Annotated in this window: 23 protein-coding genes; 9 read left to right on the forward strand and 14 right to left on the reverse strand. The window is 69.1% G+C overall.

The window, feature by feature from the left end; all coding sequences use genetic code 11:
- The first annotated feature begins 253 nt into the window (after positions 1 to 253).
- Positions 254 to 823, forward strand: a complete 570-nt coding sequence (locus AB0H52_RS29275; protein WP_357951464.1) for an AAA family ATPase — start codon at positions 254 to 256, stop codon at positions 821 to 823.
- A 175-nt stretch (positions 824 to 998) separates the two neighbouring features.
- Here the strand turns inward: AB0H52_RS29275 and AB0H52_RS29280 are convergent, their stop codons facing one another.
- The 5 genes from AB0H52_RS29280 to AB0H52_RS29300 form a co-directional block, all read right to left on the reverse strand.
- Positions 999 to 1,328 (reverse strand): MBL fold metallo-hydrolase, encoded by a 330-nt coding sequence (locus AB0H52_RS29280; protein WP_357951484.1) that lies wholly within the window; start codon positions 1,326 to 1,328, stop codon positions 999 to 1,001.
- Positions 1,329 to 1,502: 174 nt separating this feature from the next.
- Positions 1,503 to 2,237: a class I SAM-dependent methyltransferase gene (locus tag AB0H52_RS29285; protein WP_151490472.1), complete on the reverse strand. Its 735-nt coding sequence runs from the start codon at positions 2,235 to 2,237 to the stop codon at positions 1,503 to 1,505.
- A 227-nt stretch (positions 2,238 to 2,464) separates the two neighbouring features.
- Positions 2,465 to 2,827, reverse strand: a complete 363-nt coding sequence (locus AB0H52_RS29290; RefSeq protein WP_151490473.1) for a PH domain-containing protein — start codon at positions 2,825 to 2,827, stop codon at positions 2,465 to 2,467.
- 10 nt (positions 2,828 to 2,837) lie between these two features.
- Positions 2,838 to 3,587 carry a class I SAM-dependent methyltransferase gene (locus tag AB0H52_RS29295; RefSeq protein WP_151490474.1) on the reverse strand — a complete coding sequence of 250 codons (750 nt, stop codon included), beginning with the start codon at positions 3,585 to 3,587 and terminating at the stop codon, positions 2,838 to 2,840.
- A 23-nt stretch (positions 3,588 to 3,610) separates the two neighbouring features.
- Positions 3,611 to 3,919, reverse strand: a complete 309-nt coding sequence (locus AB0H52_RS29300; RefSeq protein ID WP_357951467.1) for a 4a-hydroxytetrahydrobiopterin dehydratase — start codon at positions 3,917 to 3,919, stop codon at positions 3,611 to 3,613.
- A gap of 183 nt (positions 3,920 to 4,102) precedes the next feature.
- On the opposite strand from AB0H52_RS29300, the gene AB0H52_RS29305 reads away from it, so the two are divergent.
- Positions 4,103 to 4,561, forward strand: coding sequence for a (deoxy)nucleoside triphosphate pyrophosphohydrolase (locus AB0H52_RS29305; protein WP_151490476.1), 459 nt, complete (start codon positions 4,103 to 4,105; stop codon positions 4,559 to 4,561).
- A gap of 111 nt (positions 4,562 to 4,672) precedes the next feature.
- On the opposite strand, the gene AB0H52_RS29310 is transcribed toward AB0H52_RS29305, so the two are convergent.
- The 5 genes from AB0H52_RS29310 to AB0H52_RS29330 form a co-directional block, all read right to left on the reverse strand.
- Positions 4,673 to 5,740 carry a succinate dehydrogenase/fumarate reductase iron-sulfur subunit gene (locus AB0H52_RS29310; protein WP_151490477.1) on the reverse strand — a complete coding sequence of 356 codons (1,068 nt, stop codon included), beginning with the start codon at positions 5,738 to 5,740 and terminating at the stop codon, positions 4,673 to 4,675.
- Complete coding sequence (locus AB0H52_RS29315; protein WP_357951470.1) at positions 5,737 to 7,665, reverse strand: fumarate reductase/succinate dehydrogenase flavoprotein subunit; 1,929 nt, start codon at positions 7,663 to 7,665, stop codon at positions 5,737 to 5,739. The genes AB0H52_RS29310 and AB0H52_RS29315 overlap by 4 nt, the downstream gene beginning before the upstream one ends.
- A gap of 12 nt (positions 7,666 to 7,677) precedes the next feature.
- Positions 7,678 to 8,484, reverse strand: a complete 807-nt coding sequence (locus AB0H52_RS29320; RefSeq protein WP_151490479.1) for a hypothetical protein — start codon at positions 8,482 to 8,484, stop codon at positions 7,678 to 7,680.
- Between the two features lie 265 nt (positions 8,485 to 8,749).
- Positions 8,750 to 10,156: a metallopeptidase TldD-related protein gene (locus AB0H52_RS29325; RefSeq protein WP_357951472.1), complete on the reverse strand. Its 1,407-nt coding sequence runs from the start codon at positions 10,154 to 10,156 to the stop codon at positions 8,750 to 8,752.
- 58 nt (positions 10,157 to 10,214) lie between these two features.
- A complete protein-coding gene (locus AB0H52_RS29330; protein WP_357951474.1) occupies positions 10,215 to 11,651 on the reverse strand; it encodes a TldD/PmbA family protein in 1,437 nt (478 codons plus the stop codon).
- 425 nt (positions 11,652 to 12,076) lie between these two features.
- Here AB0H52_RS29330 and AB0H52_RS29335 point away from each other — a divergent pair, with 425 nt between their 5' ends.
- The 5 genes from AB0H52_RS29335 to AB0H52_RS29355 all read left to right on the forward strand — a co-directional run bounded on the left by AB0H52_RS29335 (position 12,077) and on the right by AB0H52_RS29355 (position 18,196).
- The gene (locus tag AB0H52_RS29335; RefSeq protein WP_357951486.1) at positions 12,077 to 13,132 is read left to right on the forward strand and encodes an ABC transporter ATP-binding protein; all 1,056 of its coding nucleotides are present in this window, start codon (positions 12,077 to 12,079) and stop codon (positions 13,130 to 13,132) included.
- Positions 13,133 to 13,187: 55 nt separating this feature from the next.
- Positions 13,188 to 14,249, forward strand: a complete 1,062-nt coding sequence (locus AB0H52_RS29340; RefSeq protein ID WP_357951476.1) for a dipeptide ABC transporter ATP-binding protein — start codon at positions 13,188 to 13,190, stop codon at positions 14,247 to 14,249.
- On the forward strand, positions 14,246 to 15,253 hold the full coding sequence (locus AB0H52_RS29345; RefSeq protein WP_151490483.1) for an ABC transporter permease: 1,008 nt from the start codon (positions 14,246 to 14,248) through the stop codon (positions 15,251 to 15,253). Before AB0H52_RS29340 ends, AB0H52_RS29345 begins: the two co-directional genes overlap by 4 nt.
- A gap of 67 nt (positions 15,254 to 15,320) precedes the next feature.
- Positions 15,321 to 16,307, forward strand: a complete 987-nt coding sequence (locus AB0H52_RS29350; protein WP_151490484.1) for an ABC transporter permease — start codon at positions 15,321 to 15,323, stop codon at positions 16,305 to 16,307.
- Positions 16,308 to 16,453: 146 nt separating this feature from the next.
- Positions 16,454 to 18,196 (forward strand): ABC transporter substrate-binding protein, encoded by a 1,743-nt coding sequence (locus AB0H52_RS29355; RefSeq protein ID WP_151490485.1) that lies wholly within the window; start codon positions 16,454 to 16,456, stop codon positions 18,194 to 18,196.
- A gap of 139 nt (positions 18,197 to 18,335) precedes the next feature.
- Here the strand turns inward: AB0H52_RS29355 and AB0H52_RS29360 are convergent, their stop codons facing one another.
- Positions 18,336 to 18,749 (reverse strand): peptidase inhibitor family I36 protein, encoded by a 414-nt coding sequence (locus AB0H52_RS29360; RefSeq protein ID WP_192580299.1) that lies wholly within the window; start codon positions 18,747 to 18,749, stop codon positions 18,336 to 18,338.
- 260 nt (positions 18,750 to 19,009) lie between these two features.
- Positions 19,010 to 19,903 (reverse strand): LysR family transcriptional regulator, encoded by an 894-nt coding sequence (locus AB0H52_RS29365; RefSeq protein ID WP_151490487.1) that lies wholly within the window; start codon positions 19,901 to 19,903, stop codon positions 19,010 to 19,012.
- Positions 19,904 to 20,010: 107 nt separating this feature from the next.
- Between AB0H52_RS29365 and AB0H52_RS29370 the strand changes: the two genes are divergently transcribed.
- On the forward strand, positions 20,011 to 20,775 hold the full coding sequence (locus AB0H52_RS29370) for a glucose 1-dehydrogenase (protein ID WP_192580300.1): 765 nt from the start codon (positions 20,011 to 20,013) through the stop codon (positions 20,773 to 20,775).
- A gap of 227 nt (positions 20,776 to 21,002) precedes the next feature.
- Here AB0H52_RS29370 and AB0H52_RS29375 read toward each other — a convergent pair whose 3' ends face one another.
- Positions 21,003 to 22,013, reverse strand: a complete 1,011-nt coding sequence (locus tag AB0H52_RS29375) for an aldo/keto reductase (RefSeq protein ID WP_151490489.1) — start codon at positions 22,011 to 22,013, stop codon at positions 21,003 to 21,005.
- A 137-nt stretch (positions 22,014 to 22,150) separates the two neighbouring features.
- Here AB0H52_RS29375 and AB0H52_RS29380 point away from each other — a divergent pair, with 137 nt between their 5' ends.
- The gene (locus tag AB0H52_RS29380) at positions 22,151 to 23,050 is read left to right on the forward strand and encodes a LysR substrate-binding domain-containing protein (protein WP_357951480.1); all 900 of its coding nucleotides are present in this window, start codon (positions 22,151 to 22,153) and stop codon (positions 23,048 to 23,050) included.
- Positions 23,051 to 23,426: 376 nt separating this feature from the next.
- Here the strand turns inward: AB0H52_RS29380 and AB0H52_RS29385 are convergent, their stop codons facing one another.
- Positions 23,427 to 23,843 (reverse strand): recombinase family protein, encoded by a 417-nt coding sequence (locus AB0H52_RS29385; RefSeq protein ID WP_357951482.1) that lies wholly within the window; start codon positions 23,841 to 23,843, stop codon positions 23,427 to 23,429.
- Positions 23,844 to 24,026: the final 183 nt, after the last annotated feature.

Below are 24,026 nucleotides of genomic sequence, written 5' to 3' on the forward strand. Positions count from 1 at the left end.
CCGCACAGACCACCGCCTCGCCTGTGCTTAACCAACCAGCAGCACAAAGCTAAACAAAATCAAGAAAATGTCTCAGTTGACTTGACAGGCTCCGGTGCGTCACCGGCGTGCCGTCCTATCGCCGGCTTAGCGGTCCTCGATGCCGGTCAAGACGCGCGGTCAGTGGCGGATCCGGATGGTTAGGCTCCCAGGTGCTCACGGACCTTCGTCCGCCTGCTTGAACGTCGTCAACGACTACTGAAGCGCGAGGAACATGGCCGCCAACCGGATAGTCGTGCTGTCGGGCCCTCCATGCTCGGGCAAGACCACGGTTGGAAAGGCTCTGGCTGAGGTGCGGGCCTCCGCAGGTCTCGGTCGGATCCACCTGGAGGTCGACACCCTGTTCGAGCTTCTGTTCCCTGAGTCCGATCGAAATCGTGACGACCGCTTGCGCGCGTACGCCGGTGCGCACCTGCTCGCCCGGATGTTCGTGGGTGGTGGAGAGACCGTGGTTCTCGAGTGCACCTACGCCCGACGTGACCAGCGAGCCAGTCTGCGGGAAGCATTGGCGGGATCCTCTGCGCTGCTCTGGGTCGTCGAGTTCTTCGTGGCTCCCGACGAGGCCGTCAGCCGGTTCCGGGAGCGCCACCAAGCCACGGATCTCGACGAAGCTCTCGTTTGGGAGCGCGCTGAAGCGTTCCCGTACTTCGACGAGGCCCTACGTATTGGGTCGTCCTCGGGGGCACCCGAGGAACACGCACAGAGCATCATCACGTGGCTGCAACAAGACCCTCGACCGGTGGACCAGGACGAATGGACTCGGGCTGGCAGAGGCTGGAACTGAGGACCGCGCTCAGATCGGGGACAGCGGACAACTCAGCAGAATCGGCCCCATCGCGACCAGAACCAACGGCGCCGATCGATGACGCCGGCGTGACGCGACCGGCAGCCACGCTGTCGGCATGCCTAGCCGTAGAGCGGGTGGCCTGGTGGACCACCGCATGACGACAGCCGGTTACCTAGGCTCTCCTGCGCAGGTATGCCTCGGCCAACTGGTGAAGGCGTGTCCTGTCGAAGCTGTGCCCGTGACCGGGATGGACGACGGACACGTCGAGGTCGGCAAGGAACTCCAGGCTCCGCCGGTAGGCAGCCACGTCGGAGTTCGGCAGGTCGTCGATCAAGGCACCGTCGTAGACGATGTCGCCGGAATACAGCGTCCCGCTGCGCTCCTCCAGCAGGGCGATGCTTCCCGGGGTGTGGCCGGGAAGGTGGAGTACGGTCAGCACATGCCCGCCCAGGTTGATCCGGTCGCCGTCGTCGATCGTGCGCTTCAGGGTCAGGGGTTCGATGCGGTAGGTGGCCGGATCTGGTGGAGACCTCTCGAGGCCGGCCCGCGCCGGACGACGTGAGCATCAGCGACTGGCACTGACTGCGGCTGGCCGAGATCGACTCCGGTTCCGTGCAGGTGGGGTGTCGAGGAGACCTGGACACCCCGGATTCCTGGAACCGGAGTCGACCAACCGCTACTCCGCCCGGTAGACGGAGATGTGCGACGGGCTGTCGGCCTGGAAGGGTCGTCGGTGCCAGTCGGCGTACCGCTCGGTGAGCCGGAGCCCGGCCTGCTGCGCCATCTCGTCGATCTGGTGCGGCCAGGCGTACCGCATGGCGAACGGCTTCAGGTGCACCCCGTCAGCGTCGAAGGTGATGGTCTGCCGGATGAATGTCTGCGCCGGCCGGTCGTACCGGTGCAGCCGGATCGTCGCGGAGTCCTCCGTCACGGCACGCACCTGCACCTGCTCGTCCGAGTCGAAGCTGCGCGGGTCGGGCACGAACGTCTCGATGACGAACGCGCCGCCCGGCGACAGCACCCGGGCGACGTTGCGGAAGCAGTCCGCCTGCCGCTCGGCGTCCACCAGGTTGAACAGCGTGTTGAACACCAGGTACGCGAGCCGGAAATCACCCGTCACCGGCACGTCCGCCATGTCGGCGACGACGACCGGGATCCGATCGCCGCCGGGTTTTGCCCGCATCTGCGCGAGCATCTCCTCGGATGCCTCGACGCCGTGCACGGTGAGGCCGCGTTCGGCCAACGGCAGTGCGACCCGGCCGGTGCCGATCGCCAGTTCGAGAACCGGACCGCCGTCGGCCAGGTCGGCCAGGAAGTCCACGGCGGGAGCCGGGTCGGGGTTGGTGCCGCCGTCGTCGTAGCCGGCGGCCCACAGCCGGCCGAAGAGGCCGGGATCGTCGAAGACCGACATCAGCGGCCTCCGGGGTTGGTGTCAGTGGCGTACGGCAGCGCCGCAGCCAGGGGAACAGTCCTGCTCACGAAGTCTCGATTCCTCAGATCGGATGACGATGGGTTCGGGGGACTTCGTCGTGTTGGGCATGATGGCTGCTCCCTTCGCGTGGCTGTCGACCGAGGACACCAGAGACGGCGAGGGCCCGGCAAGGCAATTACGCCCGCCGGGCCCACCGCGCGACGCGGTCAGGAGATGTGGTGCAGGATCACGTTGTGGACGTGGTGGCTCTTCTGCGCGCCACGGAACTCGACCTCGTAGGTGTGCGTGCCGACGTGGATGGCGATGGCGCCGGTGGAGAAGAACGAGCCTCCCCAGGACTTGTTGCTGACCACGCTCACGCTGGTGATCTTCGAGTACGGGATGCTGGTGATCGCGAACCGCTTGCCGACGAACGAGCGGTCCTGGATGATCACGCGCCGGTCGGTCAGCCCGATGAACCCGGTGCCGGTGCCGACGGCGTCGTAGACGGCGATGATCTGCTCACCGTCGAGCAGGCCGCTCTGGATCTGCTGGACCTGCTCCTTGCGGTCGTACGCGATGTTCCCCATGCGCACCAGGTTAGGAAACCTGTGCCAACGTGCCGGCCCGGGCGAGGACGACGAACTCGCCGTGGCCCACGGGCTCGTGGTGCCAGCCGCCGTAGATCCGGTCCACGCCGAAGCCCGCCACGGCCAGCGAGTCGCGCAGCTCAACCTCGGTGCGGAAGCGCAGGCTCGCCGAGCTGAGCAGTTCCTCGCCGTCGCCGAAGTGGTAGTGGTGGGTGAAGTCGACCACCGCGTCGCGTACACCGGTGACCTCGGTCCACGCGCGGACCTCGCCGCCGTCGCGCAGCGTCACCAGGCGCTGCGAATCCGTCGGGTTCCACCGCTCCCAGCGGCGGTCTGCCGGGTCGCGGGCGTCGAACACCAGCCGGCCGCCGGGCACGAGCGCCCGGTGCAGGTCGGCGAGGGTACGCGACCACTCCGCGTCCTCGACGAAGAACTGCGCGACGTGGCTGGTCAGCACCACCACGTCGAACGCCCGGTCGGGCAGCAGCGCCGAGGTGCCCTCGATCCAGGTGACCCGTCCACCGCCGGGCCGGGTGCGGGCGGCGGTCAGGGACGCGCCGGCGGGGTCGACCCCGGTGACGGTGTGGCCGGACGCGGCCAGGGCGACGGTCAGCCGGCCGGTGCCGCAGCCGAGGTCGAGGACCCGGGCTGCCGGGGTTTCGTCGACGACCGCTCGGAAGAAGTCGTCGTCCGGCCCCCACGGGCACTCGGCGTCGTAGACCTCGACCAGGCGGGGATGCCGGAACTCGGCGTGTCTCATCTCATCGGGCGTTCGCGGGGACGTCAGGCTTCGGTGACAGCCCGGTACGCGTCCTCGATGCGGGCGGCCAGCAGGACCTCGCCCTCGGTCAGCGGCCCGTCGTTGCCGTGCCCGACGCGGATCTGGGTGCTGTCGGACCGGCGGCTGATCTCGGGGCGCAGGTGCAGCGCGTCGGCGACCACTTTCACCCGTTCAGTCAGCGCCGCGTGTTGGGTATCGTCGATCACGAGAGTCCGTCGGATCTGCTCGCCTTCGCGCGTCCAACCAGATAGCAAGGTCAACGCGTCGGAAAGGTAGTCGTGCTTGGCTCGGCTGTTGAACAGCACGCGCATCACCGCACCCCCCAAACGCCGTTGCCGGCTTGTGGCCAAATCGTCGCCATCCCGTGTCTTGTCGGTGCCCTCTAGTCTTCCTTCGCTCGGAAGGGGTGTCCACGCCCACACTTCCGGGTTCTATTGGCCTAGCGGACGGCTACGGTACCCAAACCGCCGATTGATCTGGCACCCTGGACGCCCGTGCGGACCGAACGGGCGAACGACGGCGGGCAGACCGAACGACCGGACCTGAAGGTGATCGTCGGTGCGGCGATCATCCGGGACGGGCGGGTGCTCGCCTGTGCGCGGTCCGCGCCGCCGGAGGTGGCCGGCATGTGGGAGTTCCCGGGCGGGAAGGTCGAGCCGGGGGAGGCCGAGACCGAAGCGCTGATCCGGGAGTGCGCCGAGGAGCTGGCCGTACGCGTCGAGATCGGCGACCGGGTCGGCCGCAACGTGCGGATGGCCCACGGCCGGTCGGTGCTCAAGGTGTACGCGGCGCGCCTGCTCGACGGCGACGAGCCGCAGGCCCTGGAACACGAGGCGCTGCGCTGGCTGGGTGCCGACGAGTTGGACGAGGTCACCTGGCTCCCGGCCGACGCCCCGATCGTCGCGGCCCTGCGCCCCCTGCTGAACCCCCACTCCCCGAACTCAACGAGTTGACCATGGGTTTGGCGGGTCGGTTGAGGCCGGACGCGCCTGTCAACTTCATGATCGACGCCGGACATGGGAAACGGGGCCCGGCTCAGCCGGGCCCCGTTCTGTTGGTCGTCCTCAGTGCTTGTCGTCCTGCTCCGGGTGCGCGAAGTTGAGGTGCTCCGGAGGCAGCGGGAAGGTCACGTCGTCGCCGAACGGCGACGGCGCGGCGGCCCGGTCGAAGGTGAGCTCGGTCAGCGGCAACCGGCCCCGGTCGTCGACCGCCGGCGCGGTCGGGTGGGGCACCTCCCGGTCCCAGTTGACGCCGCTCTGCGCCTGCGCCTCGGCCCGCGGGTCGTGCGAGCCACCCGCGTGCGAGTGGACCCCGCGCCGGGTCGCGCCCGACGACGTCGCCGAGCCCTGACGGGCGGTGGTCACGCTGGTCTGGGGCGTCTCGCCCCGACGGAAGATCTTGCTACCAAGCCACACAAGGGGATCGTACCTGCGGTCGACGACCCGTTCCTTCATGGGGATGATCCCGTTGTCGGTGATCTTGATGTGCTCGGGGCAGACCTCGGTGCAGCACTTGGTGATGTTGCAGAATCCGAGGCCCTGTTCGGCCTGGGCGTACTCCTTGCGGTCGGTCCGGGCGTCCAGCGGGTGCATGTCCAGCTCGGCCGCCCGGATGAAGTACCGCGGCCCGGAGAACGCCTGCTTGTTCTCCTCGTGGTCACGGATCACGTGGCAGACGTTCTGGCACAGGAAGCACTCGATGCACTTGCGGAACTCCTGCGAGCGCTCCACGTCGACCTGCTGCATCCGGTAGTCACCCGGCGCCACGTCGGCCGGCGGGGCGAACGCCGGCGTCTCCCGCGCCTTCTCGTAGTTGAACGAGACGTCGGTGACCAGGTCCCGGATGATCGGGAAGGTGCGCAGCGGGGTGACCGTGACAGTCTCCTCGTCGCCGAAGGTCGACATCCGGGTCATGCAGCCCAGCCGCGGCTTACCGTTGATCTCCATGGAGCAGGAGCCGCACTTGCCGGCCTTGCAGTTCCACCGGCAGGCCAGGTCCGGAGCGTCGGTCGCCTGCAGGCGGTGGATGACGTCGAGGACGACCTCGCCCTCGTTCACCTCCACCAGGTAGTCCTGCAGGTCACCGCCGGTCTCGTCACCCCGCCAGATCCGGAACTGACGCTTCGCGCTCATCGGTTGTCCGCCTCTCCAGCGTCGGCGACGAGAGCGTCGAAGTCGGCGAGCTCCTCGTCGGTGAGGTACTTGCCCAGCTCGGCCCGGTCGAAGAGACCGATCAGCTCCGGCCGCATCTTCGGCAGCGGCTTGCGGGTCAGCCGAACGTGGTCACCGTCCAGCGAGCAGACCAGGTTGACCTGCCGCCACTTCGGCTCCATCGCCGGATAGTCCTCCCGGGTGTGCCCGCCGCGCGACTCCTGCCGCTCCAGCGCCGCCTTCGCGGTGCACTCCGAAACCACCAGCATGTTGCGCAGGTCCAGGGCCAGGTGCCAGCCCGGGTTGTAGCGCCGGCCGCCGGCCGCGCTCACCTTTGCCACCCGCTCGCGCAGCTCGGCGAGCCGCACCAGCGCGTCGGCCAGCTCACCCTCACGACGGATGATTCCGACTAAATCCCCCATGACCGCCTGAAGGTCCTGCTGCAGGGTGTACGGGTTCTCGCCGGTGTCCCGCTGCAGCGGAGCCAGCGCGGTCTCCACGGCGGCCTCGACCGCGTCCACGGCCACCTTCGGCCGGGCGGCCAGCCCGTCGGCGTAGCTGGCCGCGTGCCCGCCCGCCCGCTTGCCGAAGACCAGCAGGTCGGACAGGGAGTTGCCGCCCAGCCGGTTGGAGCCGTGCATGCCGCCGGAGACCTCACCGGCGGCGAACAGGCCGCGGACGTGGCCGAAGGCGGCACCCGAGTCCGGGTCCACCTCGACGCCACCCATCACGTAGTGGCAGGTCGGCCCGACCTCCATCGGCTCGGCCGTGATGTCGACGTCGGCCAGCTCCTTGAACTGGTGGTACATCGACGGCAGCCGGCGGCGGATCTCGTCGGCCGAACGCCGGCTCGCGATGTCCAGGAAGACACCACCGGCGGGGGAGCCCCGACCCGCCTTGACCTCGCTGTTGATCGCGCGGGCCACCTCGTCGCGGGGCAGCAGCTCCGGCGGGCGGCGGTTGTTGTCCGGGTCGGTGTACCAGCGGTCCGCCTCCTCCTCGGTCTCCGCGTACTGCTTGCGGAAGACGTCGGGGACGTAGTCGAACATGAACCGCTTGCCCTCGGAGTTCTTCAGGACGCCACCGTCGCCGCGCACCGACTCGGTGACCAGGATGCCCTTCACCGACGGCGGCCAGACCATGCCGGTCGGGTGGAACTGGAGGAACTCCATGTTGATCAGCGTCGCCCCGGCGCGCAGCGCCAGCGCGTGCCCGTCCCCGGTGTACTCCCACGAGTTCGAGGTGACCTTGTAGGAGCGTCCGACGCCACCGGTGGCCAGCACCACGGCCGGTGCCTCGAAGAGGATGAACTCGCCCGACTCCCGGTAGTAGCCGAACGCGCCGGCCACCCGGTCACCGTCGAGCAGCAGCTCAGTGATGGTGGTCTCGGAGAACACCTTGATCCGGGCGTCGTACGAGCCGAACTGCCGGTGGTCCTCCTGCTGCAGGGACACGATCTTCTGCTGGAGGGTGCGGATCAGCTCCAGGCCGGTCCGGTCGCCCACGTGCGCCAGCCGCGGGTACTCGTGGCCACCGAAGTTGCGCTGGGAGATCTTGCCGTCCTTGGTGCGGTCGAAGAGCGCACCGTACGTCTCCAGCTCCCAGATCCGCTGCGGCGACTCCTTCGCGTGCAGCTCGGCCATCCGGAAGTTGTTGAGGAACTTGCCGCCGCGCATGGTGTCGCGGAAGTGCACCTGCCAGTTGTCCCGGCTGTTCACGTTGCCCATCGCGGCGGCGGCGCCGCCCTCGGCCATCACCGTGTGGGCTTTGCCGAACAGCGACTTGGAGATGATCGCGGTCTTCTTGCCGGCGAGCCGGGCCTCGATCGCCGCGCGCAGACCGGCGCCGCCGGCCCCGATGACGACGACGTCGTAGTGGTGTCGTTCGATACGAGTGGTAGTGGTCATGTCAGGGGCCCTTTAGTTGATGAACCGCAGGTCGTCGAACCAGCCGGCCGCGAGCGCCATCACGTAGAAGTCGGTCAGCGCGAGGGTGCCGAGGGTGATCCAGGCGAGCTGCATGTGCCGGACGTTCAACGCCGAGACGAAGGTCCAGGCCCGGTAGCGCACCGGGTGCCTGGAGAAGTGCTTGAGCCGGCCGCCGATGATGTGCCGGCACGAGTGGCAGGAGATCGTGTACGCCCAGAGCATCACCACGTTGAGCAGCAGGACGAGGTTGCCCAACCCGAAGCCGAAGCCCTCGGGCGAGTGGAAGGCGAGGATCGCGTCCCAGGTGTTGATCAACGAGATGATCGCGGCGGCGTAGAAGAAGTAACGGTGCAGGTTCTGCCCGAGCAGCGGGAAGCGGGTTTCACCGCCGTACTCCTGGTGGCCGTCCGGGACGGCGCAGGCCGGCGGCGACAGCCAGAACGACCGGTAGTACGCCTTGCGGTAGTAGTAGCAGGTGAGGCGGAACAGCAGCAGGAACGGCAGGGTCAGCGCGGCGTCCGGGATGATCCACCAGCCGGGCAGGAACCGGCCGAAGTGCGAGGCTTCCTCGACGCACCGGTCCGTCACACACGGGGAGTAGAACGGAGTCAGGTAGTGGTACTGGTCGACCCAGTACCACTTGTGCATGAAGACCCGGACCGTCGCGTACGCGACCCAGGCGCTGAGCCCGATCACGGTGATCAGCGGGGCGAACCACCATCGGTCGGTACGCAACGTCTTCGCCGCGATGGCGGCGCGCGCCCGCGCTCCCCGCGGCCTCGTTGCCGTTGAAGTCATTCGAGTCGTCTCCTCGACGGGCCCGTACGGGCGGGCTGATCTCTCTCCGGTCGGCACGCGGACCGGCGAACCCGCACCCGCTGCCACGTCATGCGCACACCAACGACCACGCCGGATCGACCGACGCAGCTAAGTGACACACGTTACGCCGATCTTTGCGAGCCGTCCGCGCAAGGGAGTGTCCCGTGTGTCCGGCCTGCGGAAAAGCCCTGGCACGGCGATCGATGGCACGGTGTTAAGAACGTCACTGCCCGCCTCCGGCCGCTCAGCCGGACGCGCCCCCGGTGAAGTGCCAGGACGCGAGTCGCACCGAGGGCGCGGCCCACCAGGCACCGTCCACCCGGTCCGGTTGGCGCACCGGCCGCGCGCCCAGCCCGAGGACCGCGCCCGGCCCGAGGGCCCGGGGGTACGACTCGGTGAACCGCAGGTCGCGGACCGCCCGGACGACCGTGCCGTCCTCGATCAACCAGACGCCGTTACGGGTCAACCCGGTGACGACGAGGCTCTTCGGGTCGAGCACCCGCGTGTACCAGAGGTCGCTGACCAGCAGCCCTCGGCGTACCCCGGCGACCAGCGCGGCGGTGTCCGCGTCGACGACCGCACCGGCCGCCGCGCCCGTGGTGGCCCGGCCCGCCGCGCTGACCGGCCCGGCCACCGCACCGGACAGGTGCAGGTTACGGGCCATCGGGCCCCAGGTGGCGCCGCCGGCGACCGCGTGCCCGGTGGACTCGGCACCCGCCTCGGCGGCGGTCCGCCGGTCGTGCGCCACCGCCCGGGTGGTGCCCGCCTCGACCAGGGTCAGCGCCCGCCGGCCGGTGCCCTCGGCGTCGAACGGCAACCCCGACGCGCCCAGCGGGTCGTCGACCAGGGTCACCGACGGGTCGAACTGGGCCGCGCCCAGCTCGGCGAAGGACTGCCGCTCGGCGTACCGCTTGCCGTTGAAGCCGTACCAGGACAGGTTCTGCAGCAGGTCCGCCACCGCGGCCGGCTCGAACACCACCTCGTAGCGCCCCGGCGGCAGCTCGACCGGGTCGGTCGCGGCCTGCGCCTTCGCGGCGGCGCGCGCGCCCAGCTCGGCTCCGTCGAGGTCGGACAGCCGGTCGGCGCTGTGCCGGGCCATCCCGTCCGCGCCGTCGCGACGGGCGATGCCGTCCATCGCGGCCTCCGCGGAGCGGCCGTGCGCCGAGTGCCCGGCCGAGTTGGCGAACGCCGACGAACGGTGCGCGGTACGGCAGTAGCCGGCCGTGTTGAGGCCCCCGGCGGCGGCCACGAACGCGCCGACCCGGTCGGCCCGCTGATCCGGCTCGGCGTACGCGGTCGCCTCGTCGACGGGTGGCGCGACCGGCGCGGGCGTGGGCGGCGCCAACCCCGGCCAGCCCGGGTCGGGCGGGCAGAGGCGCGCCGCGGTCAGGGTGCGCTCGACCAGCGCGCGCAGCCCGTCGGTGGTGATCACGCTGCCGCTGCCGGCGGCGGTCCGCCCGTCGATGTGCAGTCGCAGCCGGACGCCGACGGTCGACTCGGAGACGTTCTGGTGGATGGCCGAGTTGGCGAAGCGGGTCAGGGCCAGATCCGCCCGGGTCACCACCGCCTCCGCCTGCGCGGCCGGCCCGCCGAGGTGCCGGACCAGCTCGACGACCTGCCCGGCCAGCTCCAGCTCGCTGGCCCCGTTCACGCGGAGCCGCCTTTCGTTCGCGACTGCGGGGCTCGCAAACCCGGCTCACTCCTCGCGCTCACGCTGAAACCCCCACCCGCACGTTGCGGAAGCGGGCCGGTGCCGCCGGATGGCCGGTGTGGCCGATCTGGCCGGGTTGGCCCTTGCCGCAGTTGGGCGTCCCCCAGGGCACCGTCTCGCCGGAGAGCATGTCCATCGAGCGCCAGAAGAGCGGGCCGATACCGGTGTACGTGGGGTTGCGCAGCATCCGCCCCCGCCGCCCTTTCTTGATCTCCCAGCCGACCTCGCAGCCGAACTGGAAGTTGAGCCGCTTGTCGTCGATCGACCAGGACCGGTTGAGGTCCATCAGTACCCCGTCGTCGGTGGCCGCGATGATCTCCTCCAGGGTGTGCGGGCCGGGTTCCAGGCCGACGTTGGTCATCCGCACCATCGGCAGCCGGGCCCACCCGTCGGCCCGTACGCTGCCGCCGTAGTCGAGGCTCGCCATCGCGGCGGAGTCCCGCCCGGCGAGCACACCCACCCAACGACCGTCACGCACCGCGTCCCGTTTGACCGCGGGGGAGCCCTCGTCGTCGAAGCCGAAGCTGCCCAGCGCGCCCGGGATCGTCGGGTCGATGGTGATGTTCATCAGGTCGGAGCCGTAGCGCAGCGAGCCGAGCTGGGCCAGGTCCAGCCAGGACGTGCCGGCGAACGCGGCCTCCCAACCGAGAATCCGGTCCAGCTCGATGGCGTGCCCGACCGACTCGTGGATCTGCAGGGCCAGCTGCTCGCCGCCGAGGATCAGATCCGTCTCGCCGGCCGGGCAGGGCGGCGCGGTGAGCAGCGCCCGCGACTCCTCGGCGATCTGCGCGGCGTGCGCGGCGAGATCCAGCGACTCGACCAGCTCCCACCCGGTGGTGCCGTACTGGCCCCGGTAGCTGGGCCAGGAGCGGCGCTGCGTCTCGCCGTCGCCGATCGAGGTCGCCGAGATGCCGCCACCGCACTCGCGGATCCGTTGGTCGATGCGGTGCCCCTCACTGGAGACGAACCACTTCGCGGTGTCCCAGATCTGGTACAGCCCCTCGGCCAGGTCGGCGCCGTGCTCAGCCATCGTGCGGGTCGCGGCGACCAGCAGATCGCCCTTGTCCGACAGGGCCACCCCGAGCGGGTCGATCTGGCAGCCGGACGCCCAGCTCGCGGTGACCGCCTCGACCGGCACCAGGTCGACCGGGGGGCCCGGCACCCGCGCGCTCGCCATGGCCGTCCGCGTCGCACGTCGGCCGGCGTCGCGGGCGGCGGCGTCCGACAGATCGGGTACGGCGTGGAAGCCCCAGCTCGCGCCGACCAGTGCCCGGACGCCCAGCCCGATGCTCTCGTCCTGGGTCAGCTCCTCCACGTCGCCGTTGCGCGCGGTCATCGACTCGTAGCGGCGGTGCATCACCCGCGCGTCGGCGTACCGGGCGCCCGCGTCGAGGGCGGCCTGGACGGCGGCGGTGGCAGCGTCGAACTCGGTCATGGACCGACCCTAGGCCAGCCAACCGACACCCGTCAGGGGAGCAGATCTTCCGGCCGAATGGCGACCTTCACCGGCTCGGTCGCACCCGACGTGCGAGTACGCCCGACGGGCCGCACGATTCGCGCAACATCCTGGTTGTAGTGGTATCGCCGCGTCGGTGATGCCACTAGATCCTGGTTCGAGCGTGACCTTGACGACGAAGGGCGTGCCGCGCGCGCCGTGCGAGATGAACGGGCGTGGATGGCGAGGTGACGGGGGTGCGGTGCCGATGCCGACTCGTTACGCTCGGGCCCGCTGACACGTGCCGACTTTGTAGCTTATTTTCACCCTCGGGACTTTGTTGTAAGTTCTCTTCGTCACTGAGGGAGGTGGCCGTGGACAGCTCGGAACCGTCGCCGTCCGGGGAACCGGACGACCGCCCCGCCGTGCCGGCACAGCGCTCCGACCAGGACGCCTACCTGCGGGTGAGTGACCTTCGGGTCCGGTTCGACACCTCCGACGGCGTGGTGCGCGCGGTCGACGGGGTGTCGTTCGCCGTCGAGCGGGGCCGCACCCTCGGGATCGTCGGCGAGTCCGGTTCCGGCAAGAGCGTGACCTCGCTGGCCATCCTCGGTCTGCACGATCCCAAGCGGACCACCATCACCGGCGAGATCTCCGTCGGCGGCCGGCAGGTGGTCGGCCTGCCGGACGAGGAGGTACGCCGGCTGCGCGGCCGCGACATGGCGATGATCTTCCAGGATCCGCTGTCCGCGCTGCACCCCTACTACACCGTGGGCCGGCAGATCGCCGAGGCGTACCGAGTGCACCACCCGAAGGCCAACCGGCGCGAGGCCCGGCAGCGGGCGGTGGACATGCTGGACCGGGTGGGCATCCCGCAGCCGGCCCGCCGCTTCGACCAGTACCCGCACGAGTTCTCCGGCGGCATGCGCCAACGGGCGATGATCGCGATGTCCCTGGTCAACGACCCGGCGCTGCTGATCGCCGACGAGCCGACCACCGCGCTCGACGTCACCGTGCAGGCGCAGATCCTGGACCTGCTCGCCGACCTGCAGGCCGAGTTCCACTCCGCGATCATTCTGATCACCCACGACCTCGGCGTGGTCGGCCAGGTCGCCGACGACGTCCTGGTCATGTACGGCGGACGTGCCATCGAGCGGGGCAGCGTGCAGCAGGCGCTCCGCTCGCCGCAGCATCCGTACACCTGGGGGTTGCTCTCCAGCGTGCCGTCGCTGCACGGCGACGCGGACGCGGACCTGGTGCCCATCCCCGGCAACCCGCCCAGCCTGATCAACCTGCCGTCGGGCTGCGCGTTTCACCCCCGCTGCCGCTACGCGGACCGCGCCGGCAGCCGGTCCCGCAGCGAGGTGCCCGAGCTGCGCCCGGCCGGGGACGACGGTCACCTGGTCGCCTGCCACCTGAGCGCCGAGGACCGCGCCGCGTTCTACGCCGAGGACATCGCACGAGTGGGGGTGGCTGTGTGAGGGCGAGGAACGCGGCGCAGCGGAGTACCGCAGTCCCGAACGGAGGACTGTGGAGATGACCGACGAACCACTGCTGCGGGTACGCGGGCTGACCAAGCACTTCCCGGTACGCCAGGGGCTGCGCGCGACCGGTCTGGTGCGGGCGGTCGACGGGCTCGACTTCGACGTGCGCCCGGGTGAGACGCTCGGCCTGGTGGGGGAGTCCGGCTGCGGCAAGACCACCACCGGTCGGATGCTGGTGCGGCTGTTGGAGCCGACGAGCGGCAGCATCGAGTTCGCGGGACGGGACATCACCCACGCCGGCCGGCGGGAGTTGCGCCCGCTGCGCCAGGAACTCCAGATCATCTTCCAGGACCCGTACGCCTCGTTGAACCCCCGGCACACCGTGGGCCGGATCGTGGCGATGCCGTTGCAGGTCAACGGGATCAACCCGCCGGGTGGGATCAAGGCCCGGGTGCAGGAGTTGCTGGAGCTGGTCGGGTTGAACCCGGAGCACTACAACCGGTATCCGCACGAGTTCTCCGGCGGCCAGCGTCAACGCATCGGCATCGCCCGGGCGCTGGCCCTGCGGCCCAAACTGATCGTCGCCGACGAGCCGGTGTCCGCGCTGGACGTCTCGATCCAGGCGCAGGTCGTCAACCTGCTGCGTGACCTGCAACGGGAGCTTGGCCTGGCGTTCGTGTTCATCGCGCACGACCTGGCCGTGGTCCGGCACTTCTGCCAGCGGGTCGCGGTGATGTACCTGGGCCGGATCGTCGAGATCGGCGACCGCGCCGACATCTACGAGCGCCCGCAGCATCCGTACACCCGGGCTCTGCTCTCCGCGATCCCGGACGTCACCCAGCTCGGCCCGGCGGGCCGGATCCGGCTGACCGGCGACGTGCCGACGCCGCTCGACCCGCCGTCGGGCTGCCGGTTCCGCACCCGCTGCTGGAAGGCGCAGGACGTCTGCGCGACCGAGGAGCCCGCGCTGGTGGCGCGCGACGGCGGCAACCAGGCCACCGCGTGCCACTTCCCGGAACCCGCCGGTGCCGCGTTGCAGGCGGAGGCCGCCGTGGTCGGCGCCGAGCCGGCGGGGCGCGGGGTCGAAGCGAACGTCGAGGAGGTGTCGTCGTGAGCCTGTCCCCGGTGGAGGGTGTGGCGCTTGCCGAGATCGAGTCCGACGGCGGGATGGGCGAGCCCGCGGCCAAGGGGGTCGTCGGCCGCTCACCCGGGCAGCTCGCCTGGCTGCGGCTGCGCCGCGACCGCACGGCCGTCGTCAGCGGCGTACTCCTGGTCTTCTTCATGGTGTTGGGGTTGTCCGCCCCGCTGATCGAGGTGGTCTACGGGGTCGGCCCGCGCGAGCAGTTCCAGAACCTGCTGGACGGCTTCGGCATGCCACTGGGCTACGCCGGCGGCGTCACCGGGGACCACTGGTTCGGCCTGGAGCCGGGGTTGGGCCGTGACATCTTCATCCGGTTGATCTACGGGCTGCGGACGTCGCTGTTCATCGCGTTCGCCGCCGCGCTGATCACCGCGACGATCGGCATCGGGCTCGGCGCGCTCGCCGGCTACCTCGGTGGCTGGCTCGACGCGGTGATCAACTGGATCACCGACCTGACCCTGGCCATGCCGTTCCTGATCATCGCGTTGGCGCTCACCCCCACCATCACGCTGCGCTTCTACGGCGAGCGGGGGCAGGTGTCGTCCGCGTTCGGGGTGGGCGTGCTGATCGCCGTCTTCGCCATCTTCGGCTGGACCAGCACAGCCCGTCTGGTGCGCGGGCAGGTGATCGCGCTGCGCGAGCGGGAGTTCGTGGAGGCCGCCAAGGCCAGCGGCGCCGGGCTCGGGCACATCATCTTCCGGCAACTGCTGCCGAACATCTGGGCGCCGATCCTGGTCTCGTTCTCCCTCGCCGTGCCGCAGTTCATCACCAGCGAGGCCGCGCTGTCGTTCATCGGTGTCGGCCTCAGCGACGAGACCCCGAGCTTCGGCCGGATGATCTACGACAGTCTGGATTTCCTCCAGACCGACCCGGCGTACGTGTTCTTCCCGGGCATCACGATCTTCGCGCTGGTGTTCGCCTTCAACCTCTTCGGCGACGCGTTGCGGGACGCGCTCGACCCGAAGTCCTCCCGGTAGGGGTTCGTGTGAGCGCGAGGAGTGCAGCGAAGCGGAGCCCCGCAGTCGCGAACGAAAGGTGGCTCTCATGTCGCGATTCCTGATCAAGCGGCTGTTCTCCGCCACACTGACCCTCTTCGCGGTGAGCGTGCTGACGTTCCTGATGTTCTTCGCCCTGCCGCGCGACCCGGTCAGCAGCATCTGCTCGAAGAACTGCAACCCGGAGCGGCTGGAGCGCGTCCGCGACGACCTGGGCCTCAACGACCCGCTGGTCAGCCAGTACGCCGGCTACATGAAGGGCATCGTCACCGGTCGGGACCTGGGCAGCGCGCAGGGTGGCCGGTGCGATGCGCCCTGCCTCGGCTGGTCGTACGTCACCAACGAGGCGGTCTCGGACACGATCGCCCGGGTGCTGCCGGTGACGCTGAGCATCGTCATCCCGGCGGCCATCCTCTGGCTGCTGCTCGGGGTCGGGTTGGGCATGGTCTCGGCGCTGCGGCGGGGCACCTGGCTGGACCGGGCCGCCATCGGCTTCTCGCTGACCGGCGCGTCGTTGCAGCTCTACTTCGTGGGCGCGGTGCTGCTGCTGGTGTTCGTCTACAACCTGCGGCTGTTGCCGGTGCCCAGCTACACGTCCCTCTTCGACAATCCGGCGAGGTGGGCCAGCGGGCTGGTGCTCGCCTGGGTGGCGCTGGCCTTCCTCTTCTCGGCCATCTACGCCCGGTTGTCGCGGGCGCAGATGCTGGAGACGCTGTCCGAGGACTTCGTCCGGACCGCGCGGGCGAAGGGCCTGGCCAAACCCAAGGTGTACGGGCGGCACGCGCTGCGCGCGGCGATCACCCCGGTGGTGACCATCGCGGGGCTGGACGTGGGCGGGGCGCTGGGCGGCACGGTGATCACCGAGACGACGTTCGGCATCCAGGGGCTGGGGCGTACGGCGGTGGACGCTGTGCGCTCGGGTGACCTACCGACGATCATGGCCACCGTGCTGATCGCGGCCGTCTTCGTGGTGTTGGCGAACGTGCTGGTGGACCTGCTCTACGCGGCCATCGACCCCCGGGTGCGGCTGCGCTGAGCCGAGCGGTGGCCAGCGTGTGGCCGATGGCGAAATTTATCGGCAACTGTTACACAACTCGTAGGTTTTCTTCCTTACGATCCTCGGGACGTCGGCGGTTCTCGCCCCGACGAAACCGCACGACACATGGGTGAAGGGGGTACTTCATGCGACCACGCGTGGCGGTTGCCGCAGGCGGCGCGATCGCTCTGGTGGTGACACTGGGTGCGTGCTCGAAGAACACGGGCGAGGGCACCACGGTGGACACCGAACGGCAGCAGACCGGGGTCATCGCGACCGACCCCAAGGACTCGCAGGGCCCGGCGGCCGAGGTGAGCGGCGCCGCCAAGGGCGGCACCTTCACCATCATCCGGGAGTCGCCGATCTCCCACCTCGACCCGCAGCGGACGTACTCGTTCGCCGGGTTGATGACCAACCCGCTCTTCGCGCGGTACCTGACCACGTGGAAGGACGACGGCAAGGGCGGCCTGGTCCTCGTCGGCGACCTGGCCGAGACACCGGGCAAGAACGTCAACAACGACTGCAAGGTCTGGGAATTCACCGTCAAGGACGGGGTGAAGTTCGAGGACGGCCGGCCGATCACCGCCAAGGAGATCGCGTACGGCATCGCCCGGTCCTTCGACCCGGACCTGTCCGGCGGCCCGACCTACATCCAGGAGTGGCTGGCCGACACCCCGCAGTTCGACACCAAGTGGGACTTCAAGAAGAACAAGACGTCGCTGCCGCCCGGCCTTTCCACGCCGGACGCCAAGACGCTGCGCTTCGAGTTCGCCAAGCCCCGCTGTGACCTGCCGTTCGCAGCCTCGCTGCCGACCACCGCGCCGCTGCCCGCCGACAAGGACACCGGTGTCGACCTGGACAAGCAGCCGTTCTCGTCCGGCCCGTACAAGGTCGCCAAGAACCAGGTCGGCGTGCAGATCACCCTGGACCGCAACCCCAACTGGGACCCGAACACCGACCCGGTCCGGCACCAGTACCCGGACCAGTTCGTCTGGAGCTTCGGCCCGACCGCGGACGCCGCCAACAACCGGGTGATCGCCGACAACGGCGCCGACCAGAGCGCGCTCGCCTTCAACTTCGTGCCCGCCTCACTGGTCGCCAAGGTGGCCGGGGACGCGTCGCTCAAGTCGCGCAGCATCCTCTCCCCGACGCCCAGCGCCAACCAGCTCGTCATCAACAACCAGCGGGTCACCGACCTGAAGGTCCGCCAGGCGCTCAACTACGCCATCGACCGTGAGGGCTTCATCAAGGCGATGGGCGGGCAGACCGTCGCCGCGCCGCTGACCACGCTGATGCCGCCGGCCACCATCGGCTACAAGGCGTACGACGCGTACCCGGCGGGTGCCAACGGCAACGTCGACAAGGCCAAGGAGCTGCTCGGCGGAAAGACTCCGGAGCTGGTCCTCGGTGTCGCCGACAACTCGACCGAGCAGCAGCAGGGTGCCCAGCTCAAGGCCAACCTGGAGCGGGCCGGCTTCAAGATCACGCTGCGGAACATCTCGGACGACGCCAAGCTCGACGAGATCAAGAAGAAGGACAACCCCTGGGACCTGTACATCGGTAACTGGGCGGCCGACTGGCCGAGCGGCGCGTCGATCCTGCCGGTGCTCTACGACGGCCGCACCATCAAGGCCGAGGGCAACAGCAACCAGTCGTACTTCAACGACCCGACGATCAACGCCGAGATGGACCGGATCCTCGCCCTGGAGCCGGCCGCGCAGGGTCCCGAGTGGGCCAAGCTCGACGAGCGGATCATGAAGGAGTTCGCACCGGTGGTGCCGCTCTTCGTCGACGTGGCCTACAACGTGCACGGGTCCAAGGCCGGCGGGATCTTCATCTCCAGCGTCTTCGGCTACCCGTCGTTCGTGAACGCGTACGTCAAGCCGTAGGTCGTCGCACCGCAGGCAGGGGCACCTGTCGGCTAACATCGCTCGCTCGCCGACCGGTGGCTCTGCGATGAGGGCACAAGCCAGTCGGCCGGTTGTCCGCGGCACCGCGGACAACCGGCCGAAGCATTACTGCCGACCGCTAGCAGGCCGAGGCCGCGGTGCCTGCGAGGTTGCCATACTTGTCGCCCATCCGGATGTGGGACAAGTTGACGGTTGCGTCAACGAAGACCATGCCCAGTTGTCCGCTCAGCCATGTCTTGTCGGAGACGAACATCAGACTGTCGGTCTTGTTGACCATCGAGGCGACCCGGTTCTTCACCGGCGTGCCATTGGCGAACTTGTTGTCGCTGAAGTCCATGTCACAGGGGTAGCCATCCCTTGTGTCGGTGATCACAAACACTGACCCGGTGGCGTTTTCCCCCGTGTACGCGCAGAGCTGACGGTCCCTGCATGAATAGGGGGCGGCCTGTGCGGTCGACGCCTCAAGTCCGAGACCTGAGAGCGCGAGCGTGAGCGTTGCAAGGAAGGCAGCGGCTCGTCTGGTGTTTTTCATGGTTCGGTGTCGCTCCATAGGTGGATCAGAGGGTCTTTTGGTTGCCACGTTGGTCGCGTCGGCTGCTAATGATCACACGGTCGTGTGGCGTAGCCTGCACCGTCCACGCTGAGCACCGAGCGGGTTTGATCAAGAAGAGGGGCTACCCCTGGGACCTGCGCATCGGTAACTGGGCGGCGGACTGGCCGAGCGGGGTGTCGATCCTGCCGGTGCTCTACGACGGCCGCACCCTCAAGGCCGGAGCCGGCGTGACGGGGTGGCTATGTCGGCTCCGCGGCCGCCTCGCTGAGCTGTTCGGCGATCTGTAGGAACGCGCGGATCGGTGTGCTGAGATCGCGGTCGGCGGTGGCCAGGGAGATGACGAGCCGGGGCGCGTACCGGCCGATCGGTACGCACACGAGATCGGGGTCGGCGAGCGCCGAGGGCCCGATAGCGACGCCGAGGCCATGCCGGACGAACTCACGCACCCCGCATGCGTCCGCGATCTCGTAGCTGACCATCCGCGCGGCCTCCGCGCGGATGAACGCCCGATCGATGGCTACGCGGGTGCCCCAAGTGGGAGGCGTGTCCACGAAGGGCTCGTCCGCCAGCTCGGTCAGCTCGACCCGTTGCCGCCCGGCCAGGCGGTGATCCGGCGGGACGAGCAGCACCATCGTCTCGGCGTGGACCGGGTGCAGCGTCAGACCTGCCGCCTCCTCGGGCGGCAGCGCGACATAGGCGAGATCGAGCCGGCCTCGACGTAGTGCCTCGGCGTGCTCGACGCTGCCGCCCGTCCGGACGTCGACGGACATGCTCGGATGCGCGGCGAGGAAGCTGGAGATCACGCGCGGCGGGCTGGCACCGATCAACACCTCGGACAACATCGTCCCGATCCGTAGCGTGCCGCGAAGGCCGCCGCGCAGCTGCTGCATCACATGCTGGGCCTCGGCCGCGGCGGCCAGCACCCGCCGCGCCTCGGGCAGCAACACCCGCCCGGCCTCGGTGAGCTCGACCCGATGCGTGGTGCGGGACACCAGCTCCACGCCGAGTTGCCGCTCCAACGTCCGCAGCGTCGCCGACACGGCGGACTGTACGACTTGGCTCCGTGCCGCGGCCCTGGTGATGCTCAACTCTTCAGCGACCGCGACGAACACCGCGAGCTGCCGCAACTCCATTTTATCACCCAAAGAGATAACCGATATCTTGTTTTTTCGCTTCCTGTGTATATCAGACCGGCGTTAACTACAGAATGTCAACCACGGCAGCGAAGGGGACGTACGAGATGAGTGACTTCAAGGGAAAGGCCGCATTGATCACCGGTGGCTCGCGCGGCATCGGCGCGGCGATCGCACGCCGGCTCGCCTCCGACGGGGCGACCGTCGCGATCACTTATCGGTCCCAGGCCGAAGCGGCGCAAGCCGTCGTCGCCGACATCGTCGCCGCCGGCGGCCAGGCGGTCGCGGTGCAGGGCGACGTCACGTCGCCCGAGCAGATCAAGTCCTTCGTGGACCAGGCCGTCGATCGGCTGGGCCGCCTCGACATCCTGGTCAGCAACGCCGGGGTCGAACACTTCGGCGCCCTGGAAACGGTGACCGCGCAGGACTTCGACCGCGTCTTCCACACCAACGTCCGCGGCCAGTTCCTCGCCACCCAGCACTCCGTGCGGCACATGACCGACGGTGCCCGCATCGTGCTGACCTCCTCCGCGAGCGCGCACCGATCGTTGCTGCACCACACCCTGTACGCAGCGTCCAAGGCGGCGGTCGAGTCAATGGTGCGCAACCTGGCGCCGGAGCTGGGCCGGCGCGGCATCGCCATCAACGCGATCGCCCCCGGCGGTACCCTGACTGACATGGCCGCGGGTGCCGCACAGGACTATCTGGGTGGCCGCGACGACCTCGACGTGGCCACCGAGATCAAGCACGTCATGGCCCTGGGCCGTCTGGGCCGCCCCGGCGAAATCGCGGCCGCAGTCGCCTTCCTGGTATCGGACGAGGCCTCCTACATGACCGGCCGCACCCTGACGGTGGACGGCGGCTGGGCGTAGGCCATTGCCGAGTTGGCCAGGGCCGGCGTGCATTCAGCCGTTGCGGTGCTGCTTCACGAAGGTGAAGGAGCGTCACCTGCATCTCGGGCATGTCTGTACACCGGCCCTGCCGGAGGCGCGCCCGCCGCCACCGCCCCGTGCGGTCAGGCGAAGCGGGAACGTCAATGAATTCAGTGGTGGTGCCCACGGGAATCTCCCGAGGACTGGGGCGGGGACGAGCTGAGAGGTCAGGCTGCGGGTACGGGCGCGGCGTCGGCGATCAGCTCATCTTCGCGCAGCGCCGTCCAGAAGGCAGCCGGCACCGGTTCGTTGAGGGCGGCCACGTCTTCGGCGATGCGGCTGGGCTTCGTGGCGCCGGGGATCGCGGCGACCGTGGCCGGGTTGGCGAGGGCGAACTGCAGCGCAGCGGCCTTGACGGTAATCCCGTATTGCTCGGCGAGTGCCTTGATCCGCTCCACCTTGTCGATGATGGCCGCAGGTGCCTTCTGGTACTCGAAGTGCGTACCTCCGGCGAGGATCCCCGAGCTGTAGGGGCCACCGACGACGACGTCCACGCCCTGGGCCGAGGCGGCCGGCATCAGGCGCTGCAGGGCTCGGTCGTGGTCGAGGAGGGTGTAGCGGCCGGCGAGGAGGAAGGCGTCGGGCTTGGGCTCGTCGAGATCGAGGGTGATCTCCAGGGGCTCCACCCGGTTGACGCCCAGACCCCAGGCCTTGATGATGCCCTCGTCACGCAGCCTCTGCAGGACGCGGAAGGCACCCGTGCGGGCCGACTCGTAGACGGCCAGCCAGTCGTCTCCGTAGAAGTCCTGGGCCACGTCGTGCACCCAGACGATGTCGAGGCGGTCGGTCCTGAGGCGCTTGAGGCTGTCGTCAATGGAGCGCAGGGTGGCGTCGGCGGTGTAGTCGTTGAGGACCTTGTTCGGGCGGCCGTGCTCGAAGAGGCCACCCTTCTCGCCGAGGTCGCGGGTGGCTGGGTCTTCGATCTCGTCGAGGACGACGCGGCCGACCTTGGTGCTGAGGACGTACTCGTCGCGTGCGTGCTGTGCCAGTACGTCGCCGAGCCGGATCTCGGCGAGGCCCGCGCCGTAGAACGGTGCCGTGTCGAAGTAGCGGATGCCCTGGTCCCAGGCAGCCTCGACGGTGGCCGCCGCCTCTTCGTCGGGAATGTCGCGGAACATGTTGCCGAGCGGCGCGGTGCCGAATCCGAGTGCACCAGGAAGGAGAGACCTGATCGTCATGGATAACCTCTTAATGTAAATTCATGCGATACATGAGCGATTGTACGATTGACCGGCCTTGCGGATCCAAGGTTATGATCCACTTATGAGACTGTCCAGGACTCACTCGGACTCACTTGAGTCCTTTGGGGTCCAGCTTGCTTGACCTCCGACAACTCCGGTACTTCGTGGCCGTCGCCGAGGTCGAGCACGTCGGACGGGCTGCCGGCCAGCTGCACATCTCCCAGTCGCCGCTCAGCCGGCAGATCGCCCAGCTCGAGATGCACCTGGGTCTCACCCTTTTCGAGCGGAGTCAGCAGCGCATCCGGCTGACCGCCGACGGCCGCGTCTTCCTGACCGAGGCCCGCGCTCTGCTGCGCCACGCGGATCGGCTGGAGAATCTCGGCCGGCGGCTCGGCCGCGGCGAGGAGGGCGGCCTGTGCATCGGCTACGTGGCCAACGCCATGCACACCGGCGTCCTGCCCACTGCTCTTCGCGCCCTGCGCGAGGAACGCCCCGGAATTCACGTCGCACTGTACGACCAGGAGTCGGCCGAGCAGTTCGAAGGCCTACGCCAGCGCAGTCTGGACATCGCACTGGTCCGCACGCCGCCACCGGAGGACGACCCGGATCTGAAGGCGTCTCCGCTCCTGACAGATCCGCTGCTGCTCGCGCTGCCCGCGAGCCATCTCCTTGCCGCGCAGGAGGAGGTGATGCCCGACGACGTGAACGGGCAGCCGTGGATCATGGTTGGCGACTCGCAGGACCAGGGCTGGCGTGACACGTTCGTCACGTCGTGCGTGGCATGCGGCTTCACGCCGGATATCCGCCTCACCGCGGCCGATCCGCTCACCGCACTGGGCCTGGTCGCCTCCGGTCTCGGCCTCGCGCTTGTCCAGCGGAGCATGGTGCGGGGCATGACCGAGGGCATCGTGGTGCGGGAACTTCCCTGGTACGGGGGAGCCGTGCAACTGTGGGCGGCCTGGCACCGGATAGATCTTCGGCCCGTGGTGGCGTCATTCCGCGAAACAGTCCTCGCGGGACAGGGCGCGATCTGAACGAAGGGGAGTACGAGGGTCCTGCGCTGAGTCGGAGTATCCGCGCAGCCGTCGGTTGACGGTTGGCTAAAGGGCATGTGCGAGCGAGGTGTTGTACTGATCGAGCGTCGCCTTGGAGGTCGAGGCATCCCGGAAGGTCAGCTCCCATGGGCCGGTGTGACGTCCATGTCCTTGCCGAAACCGACCCACTTCGTCTCCATGCGGCGGCATGGTGGCGTGTTTGCTCGATGTACGGTCCGTAGCAGTGGTCCGCCGAACCGGTATGAGCTGTGCTGCGTGGCAAGTGGGGGTGCCCGTAGTCCTGGCGGAAAAATCAACGGATTTGGCTGACCAGGGCGAACGCGCTGCGGGGTGAGGTGCCGGGGACGCTCCTGGTTTACGGGGCTGGCGTCTGGGCTGGAAGCTTGTCCAGGTGGCGGTAGATGGTGGGGCGGGTGACGCCGAACTCGGCGGCGATCTGGGCGACGGTGTGTACCCGGCGGCCGTCGGGGCCGGTCTCCTCGTACATCTCCTGCGCGATCTTCGCCTGACGCGGAGTCAGCTTCGGCTTCTGCCCGCCGGTGCGGCCGCGGGCCCGGGCGGCGGCCAGCCCGTCGAGGGTGCGCTCCGACATCAGCGCGTGCTCGAACTCGGCGATGGAGCCGAGGATCTGGAAGAACATCCGGCCCATCGCGGTGGAGGTGTCGATCTTCTGGTCGAGCACGACCAGGTCGACGCCGCGCTCCTGCAGCCGGACCGACAGTTCGATGAGGTGCTCGAGCGAGCGGCCGAGCCGGTCGAGCTTGGTCACCACGAGCTGGTCCCCGGGCCGGTGGGCGACCACGGCCCCGGCGTTGTTCCGGCTTGAGATGTTCTGTCCAGGTTCAGGATGGGTCCAAGGTAGTTGTGGGACGAGCGCGACTCTGATGATCTTTCGGGTGTCTAGACCTAAAGATCGTTCCAGGAGCCGCGCTCGTGTCCTCATCTTCCCCGATCC

It is taken from the genome of Micromonospora sp. NPDC050695 (assembly GCF_040654415.1).
GTDB lineage: Bacteria > Actinomycetota > Actinomycetes > Mycobacteriales > Micromonosporaceae > Micromonospora.